Origin of the sequence: Nitrosomonas communis (genome assembly GCF_001007935.1) — a bacterium.
Classification (GTDB): domain Bacteria; phylum Pseudomonadota; class Gammaproteobacteria; order Burkholderiales; family Nitrosomonadaceae; genus Nitrosomonas; species Nitrosomonas communis.
Map to the genome: position 1 here is coordinate 3749876 of NZ_CP011451.1, position 25141 is coordinate 3775016.

The following is a 25141-nucleotide window of genomic DNA, read 5'->3' on the forward strand; positions in this document are numbered from 1 at the left end:
CATCACTTTTCCTCGCCAGGAAACATTTTCAACGATACTACTCCTATCTCAAGAGTTGAATTGCTTGAAATATATGGATACGCTGAGAAACTCACTACGGAACCAATGTATAACACACTAAGGTAATGACCAATACCCCAATAAAATTAAGCACCAAACCTTCACGTACCATCCGCTCAATCGGAATCATGCCGGTTCCAAAGGCAATCGCATTAGGTGGGGTTCCTACTGGCATCATAAAACCATAACTCGCACTCATGGCGGCAGGTACCATCAGCAGTGCCGGCTCAACGCCTGCAGCTAGCCCTGCCGGGCCAAGAATCGGCATTAACAAGACAGCGGTAGCGGTGTTACTGGTCGTCTCAGTCAGAAAGGTCACGATCAGTGCAATGGTCGCGATAATGATCAACGGATGCAGATGGGATAGCATTGTTAATTGTTCAGCGATCGATTTGGATAATCCAGATGCCACAAATGCCTGAGCTATAGCGATGCCCCCAGCGAACAGAATGAGAATGCCCCAAGGCACTTTCACTGCCGTTTGCCAATCCAACAATTTTCCGTCACGACCATTGGGAATCAGAAACATAGTAATGACAGCAAGCAGTGCAACAGTCGCATCTGAGGCTCCCTCCAGATCCAACCAGGCACTCCAGCCTCCAAAAGGCTCAGTACGGGTGACCCAGGCCAACACCGTCAAACCAAAAATAATCAGAATACGTCGCTCTTCTGGCCGCCATGGGCCAGGCTGAGGCATGGAAAGTTCGCCGACATAAGTCAGGTTGCGCGTCAACCACAACCCTGCCAGTGGCGCCATTAGTAGAACAACGGGCACCCCCCAGCTCATCCATTGCGTAAAACTCACGGTTGTTCCGGTGAAATTCTGATATTCCTGCATGAAAACCAGATTGGGAGGAGTGCCAATTGGTGAACCCAAGCCACCAATACTACTACCATAAGCGATAGATAACAGAAGAGGTAAAGCGATCTTTTTATCACTACTTTGATCAATCACAGCCAGCGCAAGCGGCAGCATCATCAATGTGGTTGACGTATTGGAGATCCACATACTCAGCAAGGCACATGTACACATGAAACCCAACACAATGCGTCGGCTGCTATTTCCTCCCACTAATCTTATCAAGCCCAAGGCAAGGCGGTAATGTGTTCCCGAATGCGCCATCGCAGCAGAAATCATGAATCCACCAAGCATCAGTAAAATCATGTCGTTGCCGTAGGCTTTGGCGATTTCTTCTTTCGGCAAAACGCCAACCAGTGGAAAAATGGCTAACGGAATGAGTGAAGTCACAGGGATCGGTACAGGTTCAAAAATCCACCAGATAACGCAAAGCATTACCACTGTACCTGTCCAGCAGGCTTTGGCATCCCAGCCGTAGAAACTCATGCTTGCTGCAAGCCCTGCTGCAAGCAGAGGGCCTGCAATGAAGGCCCATTGTCGGTATATGTGCATGATGACCAACTCACTATGATGAGATGAATAGGGATTTAGAAATATAGAAAAAAGGAGGAATTCTATTACTTATTCCATTTCTAAATCAAAACGACATTGCCGGCTCTGGCTCTTCTTGCCGGCAATGTCAAGTTTGATTTAGCTGGTAGGATGCAATAAGTGTAACCCATTGCACCAGATGATAAGGTAGCACATACGGCGCAATGCCCGATGGTTATTACCCTTACACGGGTTGCCCTATCGAACACAAATAGGCGCTGTGCTAAGCACTGCCTAAACAACTAAACCGTCGATATGCTCTTTAAATGCGATACATTCTGAATCATTCTTAACTGGTTAAGCTATAGCGTCCTTGCCTTTATAAAATTGAATTGCATCTTATCGTAACGCTAGCTAACGTATTTATTTACTGCTTAAATCAATTCTCAGTCAGAGTAGCCAGACATTCTTTATTTTCTCTCTAGGCTATTCAAGTATGACTTCTAATAGAACCACGCCTTGCTACTTTTCTTTAATCACCCCATCTTCCAACTCCACTACCCGATCGGCCATATCCAGAATACGATAATCATGCGTCACCAGCAAAATGGTGGTTTGCGACTCTTTGGCTAATCGTTCCAGAATCGTGACAGCCTCATGTCCACTTTGCTTGTCCAGCGAGGCGGTGGGTTCATCGGCCAGCACGATTTTGGGCTGCCCTACCAGAGCCCTGGCAATGGAGACACGCTGGCACTGCCCCGCCGACAGCTGGTCTGGTTTGTAATTGAGCCGCGCGTCGAGCCCTACCGCTCTCAGCATTTCTGCGGCATGATCGAGCCTCTGCTGCTCAGTCATGCTGTTTTGCATCTCTAAAGCCATACTGACATTTTGCTGTGCAGTGAGCGATTTAAGCAGATTATGCTGCTGAAAAATGTACCCGATCTGCTGGCGGACGCTTACTTTAACCTGTTCGCTACTGTTAATTAATTCCTGATCGAGCACTCTCACACTGCCGTGATAAGCCTGGCGCAGGCCACCGATAATGGTTAAGAATGTCGTTTTACCTGAGCCGGAAGGACCCGTCATCAGTACAATCTCGCCTTTTTGAATGGAAATGGTGACGTTTTTCAGGACAGGCTGTGTGAGCGCGCCGCTGCCAAAGCTGAAATTCAGGTCATGCACATTAATGACATGCGACATCAGAACATATCGGCTGGGTTGGCTGCTTTCAACTTATGTATTGCCAGGAACCCTGCGGTCATGCACATGGAAAGAATAAACAGGAACACGGTCACGGCTTTAGTAAAAGTCATCGGCATCGGCATGAATATCTGGGATTCAGCCAGGTGATATAAGCTGAGAGAAAAAAGATAGCCGGGAATAAAACCTAGGATAGCCAAAAAGAAGGCCGACGCAAACACCACACGGATAAAGTAACCGTGCTCATAGCCCATGGCTTTCAGCGTTGCAAACTCATGACGGTGATTGGTGATATCCGTGAACAGGATTTGATAGACGATGACCAGGCCCACTACCAGTCCCATCACCGTGCCAAAACCAAAAATAAAGCCAATGGGGGCCATGTTTGCCCAGTAATTCTTTTCATTTTGCAGTAACTCGTCGTAGGTAAAAATATTGACGAACTCATTCAGCTGACTGCTCAGCTCGGTTTGTACCTGTTTTATCGATGTGCCAGCATACAGCTTGATGACGCCTAAATCGATATCATTGCGCGTTCTATCTGGAAAAATACGCATAAAATTCAGGTCACTCGTAACGATATTGCCATCAGCAGCAAATGAAACGCCCAGTCGGAAAAATCCAATGACGGTGATTTTATAATCATTTACTTCTGTCACATTCCGGCCGGTTTCCAGCAATTGACGCATCGGTCCAAACTCGGGACGGGAATATTCATCAAACAGCACGGTATCTTTGAGCCGCAATGCAGTCCGCTTATTTTTAATCTCTTCGATACCAAAGATCAGGGAATCAGGATCAAAGCCGTAAACCATCAATGTTCTTTTACTACGGGTTTCGATGTTCTTAAAAGGCGCTAGCCCTAGATAGAATGGATAAACCTCAGCAATTGCCGGATGCCCCAACGCACGCATCAGTTCGCTGCGTTTGAAGCGGACCGGACGCCACATCGCTTCACTTTGTTTATGCATCAGAAACAAATCACCATTTAACTTTACCGGAGCAGAAGCAGCGCTGGCATAGAGCGCATCTCTGAATCCCTGCTGCATGAACACTAGCACACAGGCGAATAACACGCCACAGGTAGCCGCAATCAGTTTGGTACGGTCAAAGATCAACTGCCGCCAGGCCAGGCGTGCTGGAAAATAAATCCAGGCAACCAGATTCATGGTACAATCCGCACCCAGACCTGCCGGAGAATCTGGTGCTGCAACTCAGTCACGGCTTCAGGTTCAAGCGTCAGGCGTACTTCAATGATGCGATTATCCCGATCTGCTAGCGGATCCGTGTCATTTAAATCGTTTTTCCTGACAAGGAATCCGAGTTCTCTAACTTCAGCGTGATAACTCCGCTTGAAACCAGTCGCATGGATGCAGCCTCTCTGTCCTGCCTGGACACGCAGCAGATCGGACTCATAGACTTCGGCAACGACATCGAGCTGGGTTAAATCCGCTATTTCCAGCAAGCCATTCTCTCGGATTCTTTCAGCCGGCCAGGTATGAATCTTTAAAATAGTGCCGGAAATGGGGGCATAAATCAGCATATTTTCCAGTTCTGCTTCGGCGACCTTCTGTTCCGCTTGCGCATTGGCGATTTCGGCCGCCAAGCGTTTAAGATTCGCTTCAGATTGTTCCAGTGCCAAACGTTTGGCATCGGCAAGCGAGGCACTAGCAGCAGAATCCTGCTCAAGTGATTGATAGCGCAAATGTTCCTTTTTATTGAAAATCAGCGCGACCTGTTCGACGATCCGTTGAGCTTCCAGCGACTTGACGCGTGCTCTGGCAGCCTCCACCTCAGCCTTTTTTTTATTATGATCCGAAAGTACTGCGAGCTTGTCACCCGACTTGACCCGATCGGCCTCCTGGAAAAAAAGTCGCTCTACTCGGGCACCTTCTGGGCCAGCATTATGAGAAACCTTGATCACGCGGGAGCGAGGCTCGATCCAGCCTAGAGCACCAATTCCTGGAATGTTATTATTAACCAGGCATTGTGTCTCGGCAAATACGCTAGGGGTCGCACGAATAAAAACTATGATAACAAAAAGAGAATAATGGACCTTATTAAAGTACATGAATCATTACACAATTCGAGTTAGAAAAAGGGATGGTATTGGACGGATTCAAGAATCAGCCGGCTACAATTCTCACTACTTAACGCAAACCCTGCCTGAAAAAAGGCCATTATATATTCTACCTGCGATCCCATAGATTGATTCAGATTTGAAGGAAAGCCCTTCGCAGGAAATATGCAAAATGCGCCATACTACCAAGATACTAATCACTATACCGGGCACTAAGCCGACATTCTCCTGATGCGTTGTGTACAGTTATCTATCGATAGCTCATACGGCCGGGACAGTTTGCTTTGTGTGCTAGCGCACATACTAATTACACTATTTCTGCAATACTTTAGTTGGATTTTTGCGAATATTTGCCTGACTTCATCAGCTTCTCGCTCGATATCAATAAGGCGGTTGAAGTTGCTCGCAATGTCATTCCATTTCCAAATCAAACATGACGCGAAGGCGAGCCGTAAACAGTCTCCATAATACGGCAAGGTGAAGTCGACAACGTCACTTTTGATTTAGCAATAGAATTAAGGAAGTGATAGCTGTCAAGAATGTCATGTGAGTCAAGTGAAGGTAGATCGCTGCATTGATTAAACGTAGCCATCTATGCACTTTTATAGGAGACTCTATGCTAGATTCTGATTCATCCAATTATTGGTATTGCCGGAAAATGGGCATAAAGATTCCTATGCAAAAGGGAGTCCATTTCTAAATGGAGACCAATAACCATCGTTTCTTCCGATATTTGCGCCGACTGAATACGAATTTGCACGGTGGTATCTCCCTAAAGAATGCCTTTAATGAGCTGCCGTTACGCTCGGAATTGCTTAGCGCAGATCAGATGGAACAGCGCGGCAAGCATCTCGCTGGCATGCACAAAGTGACGCAGAAACGCCCGCGAGATTACCTGATAGCGCGGTTGGCAGCAAATGAAGCGGTCTTGATCGACGTTTGCAGACGACTCACAACGGCGGTAAGAGCCAACCAGCAGATCACGCCGGCTAGCGAATGGCTGCTCGATAACTTCTATTTAGTTGAAGAACAGATCCGTACTGCCAGGCGTCATATGCCTAAAGGGTATAGACGGGAATTACCTCGTTTATTGGATGGTCCTTCGGCCGGGTTGCCGCGTGTATATGATATTGCGCTGGAGATCATTTCGCACGGAGATGGACGGGTGGACTCGGAAAATCTCAACCGTTTCGTCGCGGCTTATCAGACGGTTCACACGCTCAAATTAAGCGAGTTATGGGCCATCCCCATCATGTTGCGATTGGCATTAATTGAGAATCTGCGGCGTGTTGCTATTCGCATCGTCGCCGATAGAATCGAGCGCGACCTTGCTAGTACCTGGGCAGAGCAAATGACGGCAGCCGCAGAGACGGATCCGAAGAGTCTGGTGCTGGTAATCGCGGACATGGCACGCTCGCAGCCGCCGATGTCAACTTCATTTATATCGGAGTTTACGCGTCGGCTGCAAGGACACAGCACCGCCCTGTCATTGCCGCTGACCTGGATCGAGCAAGTGCTGGCCGAATCCGGACTGAACATTGAACAATTGATCCAATCAGGACACCAGCATCAAGCTGCTGACCAGGTTTCTATTAGCAACAGCATCGGCAGCTTGCGTTTTTTAAGTGGAATGGATTGGCGTGAGTTCGTCGAAAGCATGAGTATCGTCGAGCAAACGTTACGCAAAGATCCGAGCGGCACTTATGGCAAGATGGATTTTGCTACCCGCGACCATTATCGTCATGCGGTCGAAAAGATTGCAAAGCGGAGTTCCCTCACTGAAACCGAGATAGCACAAAGTGCAGTCCAACTCGCGCATGAGGCTCAGGCAGCGCATTCAGATAACGAAGATGATGACAAACGCGCAGCACATGTCGGCTTCTACCTGATTGACCGAGGCTTACCCAAACTTGAGACAAAGGCACAAGCGCGTTTCTCTGTGACTGATAGCCTCGCGAAAATAGGATCACAGCACGCACTGATGGTGTATCTCGGTCTAATCACGCTGCTAACGCTGCTGTTCAGCGCTAGCCTGATGTCCATTGTTCATACTCAAAACGTATCGAATGAATTCTCGCTGCTGATCGGTATCCTCGCACTGCTGTCCACCAGCCAGCTGGCACTCACTCTGGTGAATTGGCTGGCAACCTTGTTCGTACGCCCGCATCACCTGCCACGTATGGATTTCTCCGGCGGCATCCCCGCACAATCGCGGACCCTGGTCATCGTGCCGACGATGCTCACTAGCCTGCAAGGTGTCGACGATCTGGTCGAGGCACTGGAAGTGCGCTTTCTGGCGAATCAGGACGACAATCTGTATTTCGGCTTATTGACCGATTTTCGCGATGCACACGAAGAAACCCTCGCCGAAGACGAACCGCTGCTGCAGCTGGCCCAGACACGAATCGAGGCACTGAATGCAAAATATAGCGCTGTAGAAAAAAGCATCTTCTTTCTTTTTCATCGCCCGCGCCGTTGGAATCCGCAGGAGCGCATCTGGATGGGCTATGAACGTAAGCGTGGTAAGCTTGCGGACCTGAATGCATTGCTGTGTGATATCATGCTTAGCCATGCTGGCAACTGTTTCTCACGCATTGTCGGTGACACAACTTGCCTCACGAACATTAAGTACGTCATCACTTTGGATACAGATACGCAGCTACCGCATGATGTCGCACGGCAGCTTGTGGCCGCAATGTCTCATCCGCTGAACCGCCCACGCTATGATGAACAGCGGCAGCGCGTGCAAGAGGGCTACGGTATTCTCCAGCCGCGCGTCAGCGTAAGCGTGGAAGGAGCTAATCGCTCACGTTATGCGCAATTGCATAGTAGTGAAGCCGGCATCGACCCTTATACCCGTGCCATCTCCGATGTCTACCAGGACGTATTTGGCGAAGGCTCGTTTATCGGTAAGGGCATCTATGATGTGGATATGTTCGAGCGGGCATTAAATGGACGCTTTCCCGAAAACAAGATTCTCAGCCACGATTTGCTGGAGGGATGTTATGCGCGCGCCGGCTTATTGAGCGATGTACATGTGTATGAGGAATATCCTGCGCACTACAGCGTGGATGTGAGCCGACGTCATCGCTGGATACGTGGCGATTGGCAATTGCTGGGCTGGTTGTTGCCACGCGTTCCTGGCCCCGATAAACATCGACTGAAGAACCCGCTCTCGTGCCTGTCGCGATGGAAACTATTCGATAACCTGCGGCGCAGTCTGGTGCCGACAGCGTTGACGCTGTTGCTGTTGCTAGGCTGGGTGGTGCTTGCCTCACCCTTGCTCTGGACCTTGGCAGTAATCGGTATACTTCTCCTTCCACCTTTGGTCACATCGGTGGTGGATCTCTTTCACAAGCCGAGTGATGTGCCATTACGGCAACATCTTACCGCTGCACTCGACACAGCAAGTCAACGCCTGGCGCAAGCGGCCTTTACCCTGGCATGCCTTCCGTATGAAGCCTGGTTCAGCTTGGGTGCAATCATACGTACAGCGGGGCGTATGCTGTTTACCCACAGACGGCTGCTCGAATGGAATCCGTCGGGTGAAGCGGCACGTACTAGCCGCACGGATTTAGCCGCCGCTTTGCGCATGATGTGGATCGCCCCACTGATTACTATGGCTGTGATACTTTATCTGCTGTTATTCAAGCCTGCTGCACTCATGGTAGCAGGGCCCATCCTGCTACTATGGCTAGGTTCACCCGTGATTGTCTGGTGGACCGGCCAACCTCTCGCACGCCGCGAGGCACGGCTATCGGCTGCACAGACAGCCTTCTTGCGTAAGATTTCGCGCAAAACCTGGGCGTTTTTCGAGACTTTTGTTGGCCCGGGAGATCATTGGCTGCCGCCGGATAACTATCAAGAATACCGCGGTGCCTCCGTTGCACATCGCACTTCTCCGACCAATATGGGGATGGCGCTACTCGCGAATTTATCCGCATATGACTTCGGCTACATCCCGGCTGGGCAACTCATCGAGCGCACGGCACATACCCTCGACACGATGCAAACGCTGGAGCGTCATCGTGGCCACTTTTACAACTGGTACGATACACAGTCATTGAAACCGCTGCATCCAGCTTACGTTTCGACGGTAGATAGCGGAAACCTGGCAGGCCATCTGCTGACCTTACAGTCGGGTCTGCTTACGCTTGCTGATGACAAAATCTTCAGCACGCGTTGGTTCCAGGGATTGCACGACACGCTCGGAATCCTGGTCGATGCGGCAGGCAACATCCGGTCAGAGCTACTCGCTGAACTGCAGGCAGATATCGAGTCTGCCTATAGCTCCCCCCCCACTACACTCGCATTGGCATGGCAGCGCCTCGGACAACTGGCGAAACGCGCGGAGGAGTTTGCCGACAGCATGGAAGCTGTCTCTCCGAAGCTGCCTCAAACAGGTAGCGCGCTGGTAGCCACCCAAAAAAAACGGGATGCAGCAACTGGAGGATACTTGGAGACAGATGAAGATTCCACACACCATCCGACCTTGGATCACGCCAGCGCTGTCATCTCTGAGACAACTTCTGAGAATCATGTGTTCTGGTGGGCGCATGCGCTGGTACGGCAATGCCGCGCGGCTCTCGACGAGTTGGCCTTTCTCGCCCCCTGGCTAGCGCTGCCAGCTGCACCGCGCGGGCTTGGCGACAACTTCGACCTTGCCACAATCCCAACGCTGCAGGAATTGGCTAATATCGAACATGAATTATTGACGGCAATTGAACAGCAGCTCGACGCGCCCCTTGCGGATGATGCTGCCACATCCGCGAAATACGAGTGGCTACACGCATTTAAATGCTGCCTCACACAAGCCAGCCGCCGCGCCACTGAGCGAATCGCCACTATCGGACGGCTTGCCATGCAGTCAAGCGAGCTCGCATGCATGACATATGACTTTCTGTATGACAAATCATCGCGTCTGCTAGCGATTGGGTACAACGTGGATGAACTGAGGCGGGATGCGAGTTACTATGATTTGCTGGCTTCGGAAGCGAGGTTGGTGAAATTCATTGCGATCGCGCAGGGACAGCTGCCGCAGGAAAGCTGGTTTGCCTTGGGACGTCTGCTCACGACTGCTGGCGGCGAACCCGTTCTTTTATCATGGAGCGGCTCCATGTTCGAGTATCTGATGCCGCTGCTGGTGATGCCCACCTTTGATAACACGCTGCTTGACCAAACCTATAAGGTAGCGGTGAGACGGCAGATCGAGTATGGACGTCAGCGTGGCATACCGTGGGGAATGTCGGAATCTGGCTATAATCTGGTCGACGTCCATCTCAACTATCAGTACCGGGCATTTGGCGTGCCTGGCCTTGGGCTAAAACGCGGACTTGCTGAGGACCTGGTCGTTGCCCCTTATGCCACGGTGCTGGCATTGATGGTGGCACCCGAAGCGGCGTGTCTGAATCTGCAACAACTCGCTGCGATAGGACTGGAAGGAAAGTTCGGCTTTTATGAGGCCATTGATTACACCCCCTCACGTCAACGACGTCGGCAATCGAGCACAGTAGTACGATCTTATATGGCGCATCACCAGGGAATGAGTCTGCTCTCCCTGACTTACCTTCTGCTGGACCGTCCGATGCAGAAGCGTTTCGAGGCGGTGCCGCTGTTCCAGGCGACCTTGCTGCTGCTTCAGGAGCGGATTCCCAGAGCCACGTCATTCTTTCCGAGCGTGGCCCAATTTTCTGACATTCGACTGCCTCTCCACGCCGAGGAAGCACCGATTCGCGTTTTCAACACGGCTAATACGTCAATGCCGGAAGTGCAATTGCTATCCAACGGCCGCTATCATGTGATGGTCACCAATGCCGGCGGCGGTTATAGTCGCTGGAAAGAGCTTGCGGTCACACGCTGGCGCGAGGACACGACTTGCGACCACTGGGGGTCATTCTGCTATCTGCGCGACGAGCGCAGCGGAGAAATCTGGTCAACTGCCTATCAGCCGACATTGAAACAGCCGCAGCATTACGAAGTGATTTTCTCCGAGGGACGCGCTGAATTTCGTCGGCGCGATGTTATAGGCGATGGCAGTTTCGAAACCTATACCGAGATAGCAGTATCGCCAGAAGATGATATTGAGCTGCGCCGCGTGCGCATCACCAACCGTACCGGTATCCGCCGCACCATCACCATGACCAGTTACGCAGAAGTAGTGCTTTCCGTACCTGCCGCAGATTTGCTGCATCCGGCTTTCAACAAGCTGTTCGTGCAGACTGAGATCGACGAGAAACGCCACGCGATCCTTTGCACGCGTCGTCCGCGCTCAGCTACCGAGCAAACATGCTGGCTGTTTCACATGATGACAGGGCACGGAGTAGATGTCGACGCCATCTCTTATGAGACGGATCGGATGCAATTCATTAGCCGCGGCCGCACCACTGCTGACCCGCAAGCACTGAGCGGTACATCATCAGAGGCGCTTTCCGGCAGTCAGGGCTCAGTGCTGGATCCGATTGTCGCCATCCGCCATGCCTTGACGCTCAATCCAGAACAAACAATCACTATCGATATAGTGAGCGGCATAGGGGAGAGCCGTGATGCCGCATTAGGCCTGATCGAAAGATATCAGGATAGACGGCTTGCAGAGCGTGTCTTTGATGTCTCCTGGACACATGCCCAAGTGGTGTTACGCCAACTCAATGCGAGTGAGACCGATGCTCAACTCTATGGACGTCTGGCCAATTCTGTTATTTATGCCCACGGCTTGCTTCGCGCTGAAGCCAGCATTCTGATGCAAAATCGTCGAGGGCAATCCAGTTTATGGGGCTATGCCATTTCTGGTGATTTTCCCATCGTTCTGCTGCAGATTGGTGACGCAGCCAATATCGAATTGGTACGTCAATTGGTACAGGCTCACGCCTACTGGCGTCTAAAAGGACTGGTAGTGGATCTGGTGATCTGGAACGAGGACCGTGCCGGTTATCGACAATTGCTCCAGGATCAAATTATCGGTTTGATTGCGGCAGGCACTGAAGCGCATGCCATCGATCGACCAGGTGGCATTTTCGTGCGCCGCGCGGAACAGATATCGAACGAAGACCGTGTTCTGTTCCAATCGGTCGCGCGCGCGATCATAACAGATAGCCGAGGAACACTGGAGGAACAGGTCACCCGCCGTAGCCTGAGAGAGGTACAGATGCCGCGCTTCCGGCCGAGCCAAAGTTACCGCGCGGATTCTCCTGATGGCAGCATGTTGCCGCAGCGCGATCTCATTCTGCACAATGGTTTGGGCGGGTTCACACCGGACGGACATGAGTATGTTATTACCACCACAGCCGCACAAGTAACGCCCGCCCCATGGGTAAATGTATTAGCGAATCAGCATTTTGGCACAATCATTTCCGAGAGCGGCCAGGCTTATACCTGGAGCGAAAACGCACATGAGTTCCGCCTCACCCCCTGGCACAACGACCCGGTATCCGATACGAGTGGAGAAGCTTTTTATCTGCGCGACGAGGAGAGCGGTCATTTTTGGTCACCTGCACCCCTGCCCTGCCGCGGCGCGAGTGCGTATGTCAGTCGGCACGGATTCGGCTATAGCGTGTTCGAACATACTGAAGGCGGCATCGTCTCAGAGTTATGGATATATGTGGCTGTGGATGCTGCAGTCAAATTTTCGGTATTAAAAATGCGTAACGCATCAGGGCGGTCACGGCGGCTCTCCGCGACCGGCTACGTGGAGTGGGTGCTGGGCGATTTGCGGCCGAAATCGAACATGCACGTAATCACCGAAGTAGATCCCGGCAGCGGTGCGCTGTTCGCTCAAAACCCTTACAATACGGAATTCGCAGGCAGGGTTGCTTTCTTCGATGTGGATGAAGTCGATCGTTCGATCAGTTGCGATCGCGCTGAGTTCATTGGGCGTAATGGCTCGCTCAAAAATCCGGCAGCAATGACGCGTACACGGCTTTCAGGCAAGGTAGGGGCAGCATTGGACCCTTGCGCTGCGATCCAGGTAGGCTTCGACCTGGCTGATGGTCAAGAACGCGAGATCATCTTCCGCCTGGGCCAGGCCGGCAGACGTGGGGCGGATGATGCGCGCAATCTGGCGCAGCGTTTTCGTGGATCGGCCGCTGCACATGCTGCGCTCGAAGCGGTGTGGCAATACTGGAACCATACCCTTGGCGCGGTTCAGGTGGAAACCCCGGAGCCGTCTCTCAACGTCCTGGCTAATGGTTGGCTTGTCTACCAAACGCTTGCCTGTCGTCTATGGGCACGCAGCGGCTATTATCAATCGGGCGGCGCCTTTGGTTTCCGCGATCAGTTGCAGGACGTGATGGCGCTGATCCATGCCGAACCGCAACTCGTGCGTGAACATTTGCTGCTGTGCGCGGCGCATCAGTTTGTTGAAGGCGATGTACAGCACTGGTGGCATCCACCGTCGAGCCGTGGCGTACGCACCCATTGCTCCGACGATTACCTCTGGCTGCCACTGGCAGTGTGCCGTTATGTGCTGAGTACCGGTGATACCGGCGTATTGGATGAATCCGTTCCTTTCCTTGAAGGCCGCCCGGTCAGTCCTGAGGAAGACTCGTATTATGACCTGCCAGGTCACTCTACTGAGTCAGCCAGCCTGTACCAGCACTGTGTACGCGCCATCCGGCACGGCCTGGCCTTTGGCGAGCATGGTCTGCCGCTGATGGGCTCCGGAGACTGGAACGATGGCATGAACCTGGTGGGCATACACGGCAAGGGTGAAAGTGTCTGGCTCGGCTTCTTCCTGTATAAAGTGCTGACACGCTTCGCAGTACTGGCGCAACAGCAAGGCGACATGCCATTTGCTGAGCAGTGCCGGCACGAAGCCGAACAATTGCGCCAGCATATCGAACAAAATGCCTGGGATGGCGTATGGTATCGCCGCGCCTACTTTGACGACGGTACCATGCTAGGGTCGGCAACCAACATCGAATGCCAGATCGATTCGATCTCACAAAGCTGGTCAGTGCTCTCCGGCGCGGGCGAGAGTGAACGTTCGCGCATGGGTATGGACGCCGTATATACCCGACTGGTGCAGCACGATCACGCGTTGATCCAGCTCTTGGATCCGCCATTCGACAAATCAGATCTGGATCCGGGCTACATTAAAGGTTATGTTCCTGGCGTGCGCGAAAATGGCGGGCAATACACCCATGCCGCTATCTGGACCGTAATGGCATTCGCAGCCTTGGGTGACAGCCAGCGCGCATGGGAATTGCTGACCATGATCAACCCGGTGAATCATGGAAAATCGGCAGCAGATGTGGCGATCTACAAAGTTGAGCCCTATGTCGTCACCGCCGATGTTTATGCGGTCTCGCCGCACGCTGGTCGCGGGGGATGGAGCTGGTACACGGGTTCCGCCGGCTGGATGTACCGTCTCATTGTGGAATCTTTGCTCGGCCTGAGGCTAGATGTGGACAAACTGCATTTTTCCCCCTGCCTGCCTGCGTCCTGGCAGGCGTTCAAACTGCATTACCGGTATCGAGAGACCGTCTACCATATCACCGTGTCGCAAGCGGAGGCCGACAATGCTACGCAGAGCAGTGTAATGCGCATCACGGTAGATGGTATCGAACGCCCCGATAAAGTCATTCCGCTGATCGACGATCGCAAGGATCATACGGTCGAAATAAACATCGTAACCCAGCCCCAGCCACATCAATGATACAGCAGAACATGAGCATAGTTCTCACTCGAGATAATAAACCAAAAGTATTCATGCATTTTTCAGCATTCTGCTTTACTAGCGCAAGGAATTACGACGAACTACATTTTCTCTCTACCCGCTATGCAGGAGGGATGAGGCTAATATCAAATAACATTTTCTGAGGTTTGCATTATGAATAACTATCATCAGCAAGCTGTCACCAGGGCGATTTTCCCAGTCGCTGGTTTAGGAACACGTTTTTTACCAGCCACCAAGGCCTCACCGAAAGAAATGCTGGTAGTCGTGGATAAACCGCTTATTCAATACGCAGTAGAAGAGGCCTATGCTGCCGGCATACGTGAAATGATCTTTGTGACAGGCCGCCATAAACGCGCAATTGAAGATCATTTTGACACGGCTTATGAGCTGGAAGCTGAACTGGCTGCCCACGGCAAAGACGATTTACTCGCGATCGTCAATGCCGTTAAGCCTGCTGACATGGAGTGTGTCTATATCCGTCAGCCCAGGGCGCTCGGTCTGGGTCATGCCGTGTTGTGCGCCGAACACCTGGTGCAAGGCGCGGCCTTTGCGGTGTTATTAGCCGACGACCTGATGGTAGGCGATCCACCTATTATGCAGCAAATGACTAACCTTTTCAGTCAACACCAGTGCAGCATTCTAGCGGTGCAGGAAGTACCACAGAATCAGACCGACCGTTACGGTATCGTCCAAGGAGAGGCGCTGACGCGCGATCTTATCAAGATCACCGGTTTGATTGAAAAACCTCACCCCAGTATTGCCCCCAGCAACCTCGCAATCGCTGGCCGCTACATCCTGACCTCATCAGTATTTGAGCACATTCGTGCACAACTTCGCGGCACTGGAGGTGAGATTCAACTCACTGATGGCATTGCAGCCCTGCTTGGTTCAGAGCAAGTACTAGCTTATCGCTACCACGGCAAACGTTATGACTGTGGCAGCAGGCTGGGATTGCTCCAGGCCAGTGTCGATATGGCATCTGCTCATCCAGAGATGGGCAGAGAGTTCTCTGCCTGGCTGAAAGCCCGTTCAAGCGTTTAATCCGGATATTTCATCAGGCTGACCTGCAACATGAGTAAAAGCTAATGAACAAGCGCTTTCAAGCAGATTTACCCAGATCCAATTTGTATCGCCGATCTCTGTGGATAATTTATAATTCCATTTCCAAATCAAACATGGCGCGAAGACCCATCGCAGACAATATCCATCATACGGCAAGATGAAGCCGACCCAGTCAGTTTGGATTTAGCAATGGTATGACAGCAACCGAGATGGTACTTGTCTATTATGCACCGCTATCCAATCCACAGCGTTTTAATATTAACGAACTCACGAATGCCATGATAGGATAATTCCCGCCCAAACCCCGACTCTTTTATACCGCCGAATGGTAAACGCGGGTCACTTTTAACGACACCATTGACGAAAACGCTGCCAGCCTGGATTTGGCGAGCGATAGCCTCACCTCGTGTCACATCACGTGTCCAGACACTTCCACCCAGACCAAATGGCGATTGATTAGCCAGGCGTATCGCTTCCTCAGCGTTTTTAACCCGTACCATGACCGCTACCGGGCCAAACAATTCTTCATCAAAGGCGGGTATACCAGGACGTACCTGATCCAGAATAGTTGGTGCGTAATAAGCACCTTCGGTACCAACCAATTTGCCGCCAGTCACGAGGGTAGCGCCCATGGCAAGACTACGCTCAACTTGCGCATGCAGAATGTCCCGCAAATCGGCACGCGCCATTGGCGCAAGAGTAGTCGTTTCCAGCTTGGGATCACCGCTGCGTAATTCACTTGTTAACATTTTAAAGCGTTGTACGAATGTATCGGCAATGGCATCCACGAGAATAAAGCGCTTGGCAGCAATACAACTTTGCCCCATGTTTTGGAAACGGGCAGTCACCGCTTGTGCTGCCGTAAATTCAAGATCGGCATCATCGAGTACGATGAAAGGATCTGATCCACCCAGTTCCAGGACACATTTTTTCAAATGTTGACCCGCAATGGTAGCAACTTTGCGTCCGGCAGCATTGCTGCCGGTCAAGGTTACCGCAGCAATGCGTTTATCGGCAATGACCGTTTCAGCCTGGTTTGCCGTGATCATCAATGTGCGGAAAGTATTCGCAGGAAATCCTGCTTCACGAAAGGCTTCTTCCAATGCAAGCGCACAACGCGGCACATTGGAAGCATGTTTCAGTACTACGGTATTACCCGCCATCATTGCAGGAGCAGCCGCCCGTATCAATTGCCAGAAAGGGAAATTCCACGGCATGATGCACAATAAGGTCCCCAAGGGCTGATAAACGACAAGACTGCGGCTGGCATCAGACACAATAATTTCATCTGCCAGATAAGTACTGGCATGCTCAGCGAAATAGTCACATCCCCAAGCACATTTATCGATCTCGGCTCTGGCTTCCTTCAGTAATTTGCCCATCTCATCGGTAATCAGATGAGCGCAATCATCACGGCGCTGACGAAAAACTCCTGCCAGCTGACGCATATAAACAGCTCGCTGCTCAACACTCAGCAAGGCCCAGCCTACTTGTGCTGATTCCACCTCACGCAAGACAGTGTCAATAGTATCGGCCTGCCAAATAGGAAAAAATTGTATCGTTTGCCCGGTAACGGGATTGATTGAGAGCATGGACATAGTGTTAGTACCCCTTAAAAGCAGATTTCATGTGTCATTTATCATTATCAGGTAATACTTCTGCATTGAGCAGAATAATTTCATTTTCATTGATGATCTCCTGGCGCAATTTATGATACATAAACACAATCTTGCTGCATTCCTTTTCATCTGCCGGCTTTTTCTGTGACTAATCCTCAGGCAGGTGGTGAGCTTGAGAGTCTCCTGCATCAAAGATAAATTACCCTAAAGGCGGCTTCCAGGATTATGTATGCTATTGCATTATTGCCTGGCTATGTGTTATCCCTTAGCATTAACTTGTAACAAGATCAAACTGAGTTGGATTTTTTTCCGCGCCAGTTATTTCCCTAAATAGCGCTTTGCTAATGAGTTTCAATTTTGAAAGGATAAAGGACAGAACGACTCAATCATAATAACTGGCCTTAAGTTGAAGGAGGGACCAAATGCAAGACTCGGAATCTGCTGCCGTTATTGGTCTATTTGCCCTACTCGTATTGGTCGCATTATTTTGTTTGCTGAGTCTCTCACGCTGGCTTGGTGGCTACCGACCACAGTGGGATAAGGAGCAACCCTTTGAGTGCGGTGTCCCTCCCACCGGCGATGCACGTCCTCAAGTTCCAGTGCGCTTCTATGTGATCGCAGTCTCCTTTTTGATATTTGATATTGAAGCGATGTTTCTGTTTATCTGGGCGGTCGCCTATTGGGAATTAGACTTGCCAGGCGTTATTGGCGCCATTGTATTTATATTGGTTCTGATGCTTGGTTTGGTTTATGAGTGGTACAAAGGGGGGTTATCATGGAGTCCAGACAAAACAACCAAGGATCTCTAACAGCTGTTTTCAGCAGACTGGAAGAAGCAGTGTCTTGGGGGCGCAAGTATTCACTCTGGCCATTCAATTTTGGCCTCTCTTGCTGCTTCGTCGAGATGATGACGGCGTTCACGCCACGCCATGATATCGCTCGCTTTGGTGCCGAAATCATGCGTGGCTCACCGCGTCAGGCCGATCTGTTGATCATCTCGGGGACCGTATTCATCAAGATGGCGCCGATGATTCTGCGTCTCTACCACCAGATGCTCGAACCTAAGTGGGTTATTTCCATGGGCTCCTGTGCCAATTCAGGGGGTATGTACGATATCTATAGTGTGGTGCAAGGGATAGACCTGATCCTACCGGTAGATGTCTATGTTCCCGGCTGCCCACCACGTCCCGAAGCATTGTTGCAGGGGCTGGTAATATTGCAAGAGTCAATTGGTACCAAGCATCGGCCACTTGCTCGCAGGGTGGAAGGATAACAAATGGTAGACAGGAACAGAACGCTGATTACACAACTGCAGACGCTCTTCAATGCCGTTCCCGGCGAACTACCCCACGATAAAATCGATACCCTGTCAGTACCCGCTGATCGGCTCATCGAAGCACTCATCTTTCTCAAACATAAGGCAGAGCCCCGCTTTGAGATGCTCTTTGACCTGTCTGCCATTGACGAGGCTAAACGAGGCGGCGGACTGACTGTGTTCTATCATTTGCTCTCGCTCTCCGGTAATACCGATCTGCGTCTCAAAGTAAGCCTACCTGAGGAGGCACCGGTATTACCCAGCGTCTGCACCGTATGGCCAGCTGCCAATTGGTATGAACGCGAGCTTTATGACATGTTCGGCATCCACATAGACGGTCATCCCGATCTGAGGCGTATCCTGATGCCCGAATACTGGGAAGGCCATCCTTTGCGCAAAGCACATCCCAATCGTGCCACTGAGATGCCGCCCTACCGACTGCCCGAAGCACGCTATCGCAGTATCATGGAAAGTTACCGTGCCGAAGATTATCGCGAACCGGGGACAAGTGCTGAAGAAATGATCCTCAATATCGGCCCCACCCACCCTGGTACGCACGGCCTATTGCGTTTAGTCGTGCAACTGCTGGGCGAGGAGATACGCGATGTGAATCCAGATATCGGTTTCCATCATCGCGGCGCGGAAAAAATGGCCGAACGTCAAACTTATCACAGCTACATCCCTTACACCGACCGCATCGATTATCTGGCTGGCATTCAAAACGAGCTGCCCTATGTGCTTGCAGTGGAACAGCTCGCTGGAATTACCGTACCACCACGTGCTGAGGTCATGCGGGTGATGCTTTGCGAACTTTTCCGCGTTGCCAGTCATCTGGTCTGGATAGCTAGCTATGCACATGATACAGGAGCATTGGCGCCGCCTTTTTACGCCTTTCGAGAGCGTGAATATCTGTTCGATGTGATGGAACTCATCACCGGCGGGCGCATGCATCCGAGTTTCTTCCGCATCGGTGGCGTGGCCCTTGACCTGCCCGAGGGCTGGCACGAAGCATTGCAAAGTTTCCTAAAACGCATGCCTGCTGCTATTGATGATTACCAGGCTTTACTGGCGGATAATCCGATATTTCGCGCCCGCACCCGTGGTATCGGAGTATTGTCCGCAGCAGAAGCTATCGATTGGGGGGTAAGCGGACCCAATTTACGAGCCTGTGGTCCGACATGGGATCTGCGCAAAAAACGTCCTTACAGCGGTTACCAACACTACGAGTTTGAGATCCCCACCGCTACCGAAGGAGATGCCCTAGCCAGAACTGAAGTGCGTCTGGAAGAAATTCGTCAAAGTCTACGCATCGTCGAACAAGCTATGCAAAACATGCCGCCTGGCCCGGTTCTGTCTGCAGAAGCGCGTTATGCCTTCCCACGCAAGGAGGCGACATTGCAAGACATCGAAACGCTAATTCACCATTTCATCGCGGTGGGCCGGGGGATGAGCTTCCCAGCCGGGGAAAGCCTCTTTGTGACTGAGGCACCCAAGGGGATGAACGGCTACTTTGTCGTCAGCGACGGTTCGGAACACCCCTACCGTTTACGGATACGCACGCCATCTTTTCCGCATATCCAGGCTCTGAAATTATTAGCTCACGGCCATCTCTTGGGAGATCTGATTCCCATCCTGGGTTCCATCGACTATGTCCTGGCAGATGTCGATAGGTAAGGAGAAAAAAATGAATGACAAGCTCGACCGACAAACATTGCAAAAGCATCTGGCCCAACTTCCCGTCACTCACCCAGAACGCCGTGCGGCGGTAGTCCCTCTGATGCAATCCATACAGGCTGAACGCGGTCACCTTGATGACAGGGGCGTTGAAGAGGTCGCACAGGTTACCGGTCTGTCAACTACCGAAGTTGAGGAACTCGCTACTTTCTATAGTCTGATCTATCGTCACCCAGCAGGCCGACATGTCCTGCGGGTGTGCGACAGTCTATGTTGCAGTCTGCAGGGAGCGGATCGATTGCTGGAAGCAGCCGAACAATACAGCAGCGTATCATTGGGCAAGATTTCTCCAGATGGTGCTTTCAGTGTCTTGCCCAGCATTTGTCTGGGCTTATGCGATCAAGCACCCGCGGCACTCTTAGATGGTGAAGCAGTAGGACCATTGAATGAAGCCGCTCTGCAAGTTTTGCTGCGCCGACTGCAAGAGGTGGATTAAGCGTATGGAAGCGGTACTGACCCGGCACATTGAAGCCAACGCTCCCCTAGACTTGGAAGCCTACCGATCTTTAGGTGGCTACCGAAGTTTGGATGCCGCCTTTGCTCGTAAGCCTGAGGAAATCATTGAAATAGTAGAAGCCGCCAATCTGCGTGGGCGCGGCGGTGCGGGTTTTTCCTGTGGCCTGAAGTGGCGCCTACGGGGTGCAGATGCACCGCGGCCCCGTTATCTCGTTTGTAATATAGACGAATCAGAGCCGGGTACTTTTAAAGATCGCTACCTGCTCTATGGCGGTCCCCACCAGATCATCGAGGCGGTCATCGTCTCCGCCTATGCGCTGCAAGCTGAAAAGGCGGTAATTTTTGTCCGGGGAGAGTATGGCAAGGGGGGGCATGGTTTACACCGAGCCATCAAAGAGGCTGAGATGGCTGGACTGGTGGGATCTAATATCTGCGGCAGTGGTTTCGATCTGCAGATGGAGGTGCACATCAGTGGTGGACGCTACATCTGCGGCGAAGAAACCGCTATGCTGAATGCCATCGAAGGTTGGCGTCCCAATCCGCGTCACAAGATACCACGACCCAGCGTCAAAGGTTTATGGCAGCATCCTACCACCACCAATAACGTTGAGACCCTGGTCAATGTGCCGCATATTCTGCTTAATGGTTCAGACTGGTTTCGTGCTCTGGGAATCAACGGCGGTTGTGGACCCAAGCTATTCTGTGTCAGCGGCATGGTGCACCATCCTGGCCTATTCGAACTACCCTGTGGTACGCCAGCACGAGAATTGATTTTTGAACATGCCGGCGGCCTGGCCGAGGGACGTACTCTGCTTGGTTTTATACCTGGCGGAGCTTCGACAGCCTTCTTGTTGCCCGAACACCTTGATGTGCCAATGGATTTCGATCCCGTCGCCAAAGCAGGATCCAGGCTCGGGACCGCCAGTGTCATCGTTCTCGATGACACTACCTGCCCGGTTCGAGTTACGCTGAACCTGATGCGCTTCTTTGCCCGTGAATCCTGTGGTTTCTGTACTCCCTGCCGTGATGGCATTCCTTACTTAGCGCAAATCCTAGCAACTATTGCTAGCGGAGAGGGGCGGGCAGAAGACTTAGTCTTGCTAGAAGAACTAAGCGGTATCATCGCCCTTCAATCCTTTTGTGCCTTCGCCCCTGGTGCGATAATACCCCTTATCAGCAGCCTGCATTGCTTTCACGACCATTACGAAAGTCATATCGACACCGGCCGCTGCCCGTTTGACGCAGTCAACAAGAGCGGAGCCTAATCATGGGAACGATGCGTATCGACGGTCACGAGATCCCTTTCCAGGAAAATGACAACATTCTCAAGGCCGCGTTAGCAGCGAATATAGAGATCCCCTATTTCTGTTATCATGCTGCCCTCGGCAGTCTTGGTGCCTGCCGGCTGTGCGCTGTCGAGGTTGCGTCGGTGGATCCGGCCCAAAAACCCCGGGTAGTCATGTCTTGTCTCGAATTTGCTAGAGATGGGCTCAGTGTTTCAGTTTCTGCGGCTGCGGCACGACAAGTACGGCAGAGAGTCATCGAATTTTTAATGATCAATCATCCGCACGATTGTCCGGTGTGCGACGAAGGAGGAGAGTGTCACTTGCAGGACATGACGGTTGCCTGCGGCCCTCCCTATCGCCGCTATCGCGGCCGCAAGCGCACCTTCACCAACCAGTATCTAGGCCCGCTGGTTCACCATGAAATGAACCGCTGCATTACCTGTTATCGCTGCACTCGCTTTTACCAGGATTATGCGCTCGGCGATGACCTTGGCTCAATGCGTCTACGCAACGAGGTCTATTTCGGTCGCTTCCAGGATGGCCCGCTGACAAGCCCGTTTGCCGGTAACCTGGTTGAGATCTGCCCTACCGGCGTCTTCACCGATGCCGTGTTCCGGCAGCATTTTGCGCGGGTCTGGGATCTGCAGACGGCCCCTTCCATTTGCCCCCACTGCAGTGTCGGCTGCAACACCCTGCCTGGAGCACGGGACGGCACACTACGCCGGGTGCGCAATCGCTTTCACCCCGAGCTCAACCGCTGGTTCATCTGTGATCGCGGCCGTTACGGTCATCAATACAGCGAACACCCTGATCGGCCGCTGACAGCCCAGGTGGCGGGCGTGAAGATGAGTTATCGTGAAGCGCTTGCTGCCGCTGCAGAACAGATCAAAGCTGCCGGGGATAAAACGGGCGGCCTTGGCTCAACACGAGAAGACCTGGAAAGCAATGCGATGTTACAGACCTTACTGAATAAGCTGAGTGGGAGGTTCGCTACCTTTAGCGACCCCCAGCTCGAGACAGCAACTGCTGCTGCCGTCGCAGCTCTGCAAAGCAGCGGTGGGGCGCCATCCCTGGCCGAAATAGAACAAGCTGACGCAGCGCTGGTGGTCGGCGACCTGACTGCGCATGCGCCCATGATGGACTTAGCCTTGCGGCAGGCTTATCGGAATGGTGCCAAACTGGCCATTCTGCATAGCGGACCCTGCCTGCTGACTCGCTTCGCAGCCACGACCTTGACAGTTGCGCCTCACGAGATAGGCGCACAACTTTTGCATTTGAATGAGCAGGCGGCTACTGCCTCTAATGCCTCCAACCAGCATAAGAAGGAGCTAGCGGATATTGCAACCTGCCTGACAACGGCCCAGCGACCGATATTAATAGGGGTGAGCGAGACTATGTCTGCACCAGAGATTGCTGCCCTGGTACAACTGGCTACTGCCTTGGGATCTCATGCCAGACTCGCCTATGCTTTGCCTGGAGCCAATGCCTACGGCACGACATTACTTACCCCGACAAATAGCACGAATGCGGTGCTAGAGGCAATCGAATTGGGTCAGATCCAGACTTTGATCGTGATGGGCAATGATCCGCTCGGTGATGCCCGCCTCGGTGCTCGCTGGCGCGCGGCACGCCAACGCCTCAGCACGCTTATCGTATTGGATTGTGTCGCTACCACCACTGCCGAGGCAGCGGATATTTTGCTGCCAGTAGCAGCGTGGGCCGAACGGGGGGGCACTTTTGTCAATTATGAGGGCCGCGCCCAGGGCTTTGCTCCTGTCTTTCAGCGAGCAGAACCCCTGCCCAACACAGTAGAGGTCCTTGCTGACCTGGCTCACTGCCTCGAGCTCACCTTACCGGATGTCCCAGCAGTACTGAATAATCTCTTCCCTGGCTATCAGACACCCTTCCCTGGCACAATGGGACCGTCTCTACCCGCTCCCTCTCTAACTATGCAGACCGATACCACTATCGGTACAGCGTCCATAACCCACCCCGGCCATTGGCAAGTGGCATTGACCAGCTGGTATGGAGATGATGCGCTTGCCAGCTACGCGGCGGCTTTGGTGGAGCTTGCTCCAGCCGCCGCCGTGCTTATTCATCCGACAGCAGCCTTTAAGGAAGGGATTGAGGATAAGGAGCAGGTCAGATTGCGCGGTCCGGCCGGCACCGTAGTACTACCCGTGCAACTTAATAACGATGTGGCCGCCGATACGATTGCCCTAGCCAGAGTGACGCTGGCTCAATTAGGGGTGGGTCACGGTGATCTACTTGAACTGGAGCGAATATTATGAGCTTCACGCTGTGGCTACTTACTTTCGCAAGCATGGTATTGGTACTGCTGGGGTTGTTGCTGATTGGTGCCATTCTGAGTTATGGTGAGCGCCGCATTCTTGCGCTGCTGCAAGATCGCCTTGGCCCCAACCGCGCTGGCCCCTTCGGTTTGTTGCAGCCTGTGGCTGATATTCTGAAGCTGATAAGCAAGGAAGATTTCATCCCGCCCTTTGCCGATCGTATAGTTTATACCGTTGCCCCGATTATCGTCCCAATGACAGTGTTGATTAGCTTTGCCGTGGTACCAGTCAGTGAAGATGAGTGGCTGGCCGATCTCAACATTGCACTGCTTTACGTACTGGCTCTCTCTTCGCTGCGAGTTTACGGCGTTATGCTCGGCGGCTGGGCTTCTAACAGCAAATATTCGCTGCTTGGCGGTCTACGCTCCGCCGCGCAGATGATCAGTTACGAATTACCGATGGGACTCGCATTGGTGGGGGTAGTGATGTTAAGCGGTTCTTTCAGCCTCAGGGAAATTGTTGCTGCCCAGGAGTTGCCTTTTATCGTGCTTCAACCGCTGGGATTTATCATTTTTCTGGTGTGTGGCATCGCTGAAACCAACCGCCTGCCCTTTGATCTTCCAGAGGCGGAGAACGAGCTCGCTGCTGGTTATAACACCGAATACGGCGGGATCAGATTCGCCTTCTTTTATCTGGGTGAATACTTAGGGGTACTGCTCATCGCAGCACTCGTGACAGTACTGTTTCTGGGTGGCTGGCATGGACCCTGGCTACCTGGGGTAGTGTGGTTTGCCCTTAAGACACTGACACTGATATTGCTATTCTTTTGGTTGCGCACCAGCCTGCCCCGGCTGCGCTATGATCAATTGATGGATCTCGGCTGGAAGTTGATGCTGCCTGCCGCGTTGCTTAATCTGCTAGTTACGGCTGTGCTAGGGTTATTCTGGATGAGAGGCTAACTAAGGTGGATAGATAGAC

At 52.2% G+C, this 25141-nt stretch carries 14 protein-coding genes; 9 read left to right on the top strand and 5 right to left on the bottom strand.

Features of this window, described 5'->3' with window-relative positions; translation table 11 throughout:
- Positions 1-94: 94 nt before the first annotated feature.
- From AAW31_RS16920 to AAW31_RS16935, 4 genes are all read right to left on the bottom strand, one after another.
- On the bottom strand, positions 95-1471 hold the full coding sequence (locus tag AAW31_RS16920) for an SLC13 family permease (RefSeq protein WP_046851143.1): 1377 nt from the start codon (positions 1469-1471) through the stop codon (positions 95-97).
- Positions 1472-1972: 501 nt separating this feature from the next.
- The gene (locus tag AAW31_RS16925; protein ID WP_046851144.1) at positions 1973-2650 is read right to left on the bottom strand and encodes an ATP-binding cassette domain-containing protein; all 678 of its coding nucleotides are present in this window, start codon (positions 2648-2650) and stop codon (positions 1973-1975) included.
- Positions 2650-3819 carry an ABC transporter permease DevC gene (devC, locus tag AAW31_RS16930; RefSeq protein ID WP_046851145.1) on the bottom strand — a complete coding sequence of 390 codons (1170 nt, stop codon included), beginning with the start codon at positions 3817-3819 and terminating at the stop codon, positions 2650-2652. The genes AAW31_RS16925 and devC overlap by 1 nt, the downstream gene beginning before the upstream one ends.
- Complete coding sequence (locus tag AAW31_RS16935) at positions 3816-4721, bottom strand: HlyD family efflux transporter periplasmic adaptor subunit (RefSeq protein WP_052752327.1); 906 nt, start codon at positions 4719-4721, stop codon at positions 3816-3818. The genes devC and AAW31_RS16935 overlap by 4 nt, the downstream gene beginning before the upstream one ends.
- Positions 4722-5430: 709 nt before the next feature.
- Between AAW31_RS16935 and AAW31_RS16940 the strand changes: the two genes are divergently transcribed.
- Positions 5431-14379, top strand: coding sequence for a GH36-type glycosyl hydrolase domain-containing protein (locus AAW31_RS16940; RefSeq protein ID WP_046851146.1), 8949 nt, complete (start codon positions 5431-5433; stop codon positions 14377-14379).
- A 174-nt stretch (positions 14380-14553) separates the two neighbouring features.
- Positions 14554-15441: a UTP--glucose-1-phosphate uridylyltransferase GalU gene (gene galU / locus AAW31_RS16945; protein WP_046851147.1), complete on the top strand. Its 888-nt coding sequence runs from the start codon at positions 14554-14556 to the stop codon at positions 15439-15441.
- A gap of 254 nt (positions 15442-15695) precedes the next feature.
- On the opposite strand, the gene AAW31_RS16950 is transcribed toward galU, so the two are convergent.
- Positions 15696-17060, bottom strand: a complete 1365-nt coding sequence (locus AAW31_RS16950; protein ID WP_046851148.1) for an NAD-dependent succinate-semialdehyde dehydrogenase — start codon at positions 17058-17060, stop codon at positions 15696-15698.
- Positions 17061-17503: 443 nt separating this feature from the next.
- Here AAW31_RS16950 and AAW31_RS16955 point away from each other — a divergent pair, with 443 nt between their 5' ends.
- The 7 genes from AAW31_RS16955 to nuoH are packed head-to-tail and all read left to right on the top strand — an operon-like array spanning position 17504 to position 25122.
- On the top strand, positions 17504-17890 hold the full coding sequence (locus AAW31_RS16955) for an NADH-quinone oxidoreductase subunit A (RefSeq protein ID WP_046851149.1): 387 nt from the start codon (positions 17504-17506) through the stop codon (positions 17888-17890).
- Positions 17857-18354, top strand: a complete 498-nt coding sequence (locus AAW31_RS16960; protein ID WP_046851902.1) for an NADH-quinone oxidoreductase subunit B — start codon at positions 17857-17859, stop codon at positions 18352-18354. The genes AAW31_RS16955 and AAW31_RS16960 overlap by 34 nt, the downstream gene beginning before the upstream one ends.
- Positions 18355-18357: 3 nt before the next feature.
- The gene (nuoD, locus tag AAW31_RS16965; RefSeq protein WP_046851150.1) at positions 18358-20070 is read left to right on the top strand and encodes an NADH dehydrogenase (quinone) subunit D; all 1713 of its coding nucleotides are present in this window, start codon (positions 18358-18360) and stop codon (positions 20068-20070) included.
- A 10-nt stretch (positions 20071-20080) separates the two neighbouring features.
- A complete protein-coding gene (nuoE, locus tag AAW31_RS16970; RefSeq protein WP_046851151.1) occupies positions 20081-20566 on the top strand; it encodes an NADH-quinone oxidoreductase subunit NuoE in 486 nt (161 codons plus the stop codon).
- A gap of 52 nt (positions 20567-20618) precedes the next feature.
- A complete protein-coding gene (locus tag AAW31_RS16975; RefSeq protein ID WP_200899659.1) occupies positions 20619-21851 on the top strand; it encodes a complex I 51 kDa subunit family protein in 1233 nt (410 codons plus the stop codon).
- Between the two features lie 2 nt (positions 21852-21853).
- Positions 21854-24163 carry an NADH-quinone oxidoreductase subunit NuoG gene (nuoG, locus tag AAW31_RS16980; protein WP_052752328.1) on the top strand — a complete coding sequence of 770 codons (2310 nt, stop codon included), beginning with the start codon at positions 21854-21856 and terminating at the stop codon, positions 24161-24163.
- A complete protein-coding gene (nuoH, locus tag AAW31_RS16985) occupies positions 24160-25122 on the top strand; it encodes an NADH-quinone oxidoreductase subunit NuoH (RefSeq protein WP_046851153.1) in 963 nt (320 codons plus the stop codon). The genes nuoG and nuoH overlap by 4 nt, the downstream gene beginning before the upstream one ends.
- Positions 25123-25141 lie beyond the last annotated feature (19 nt).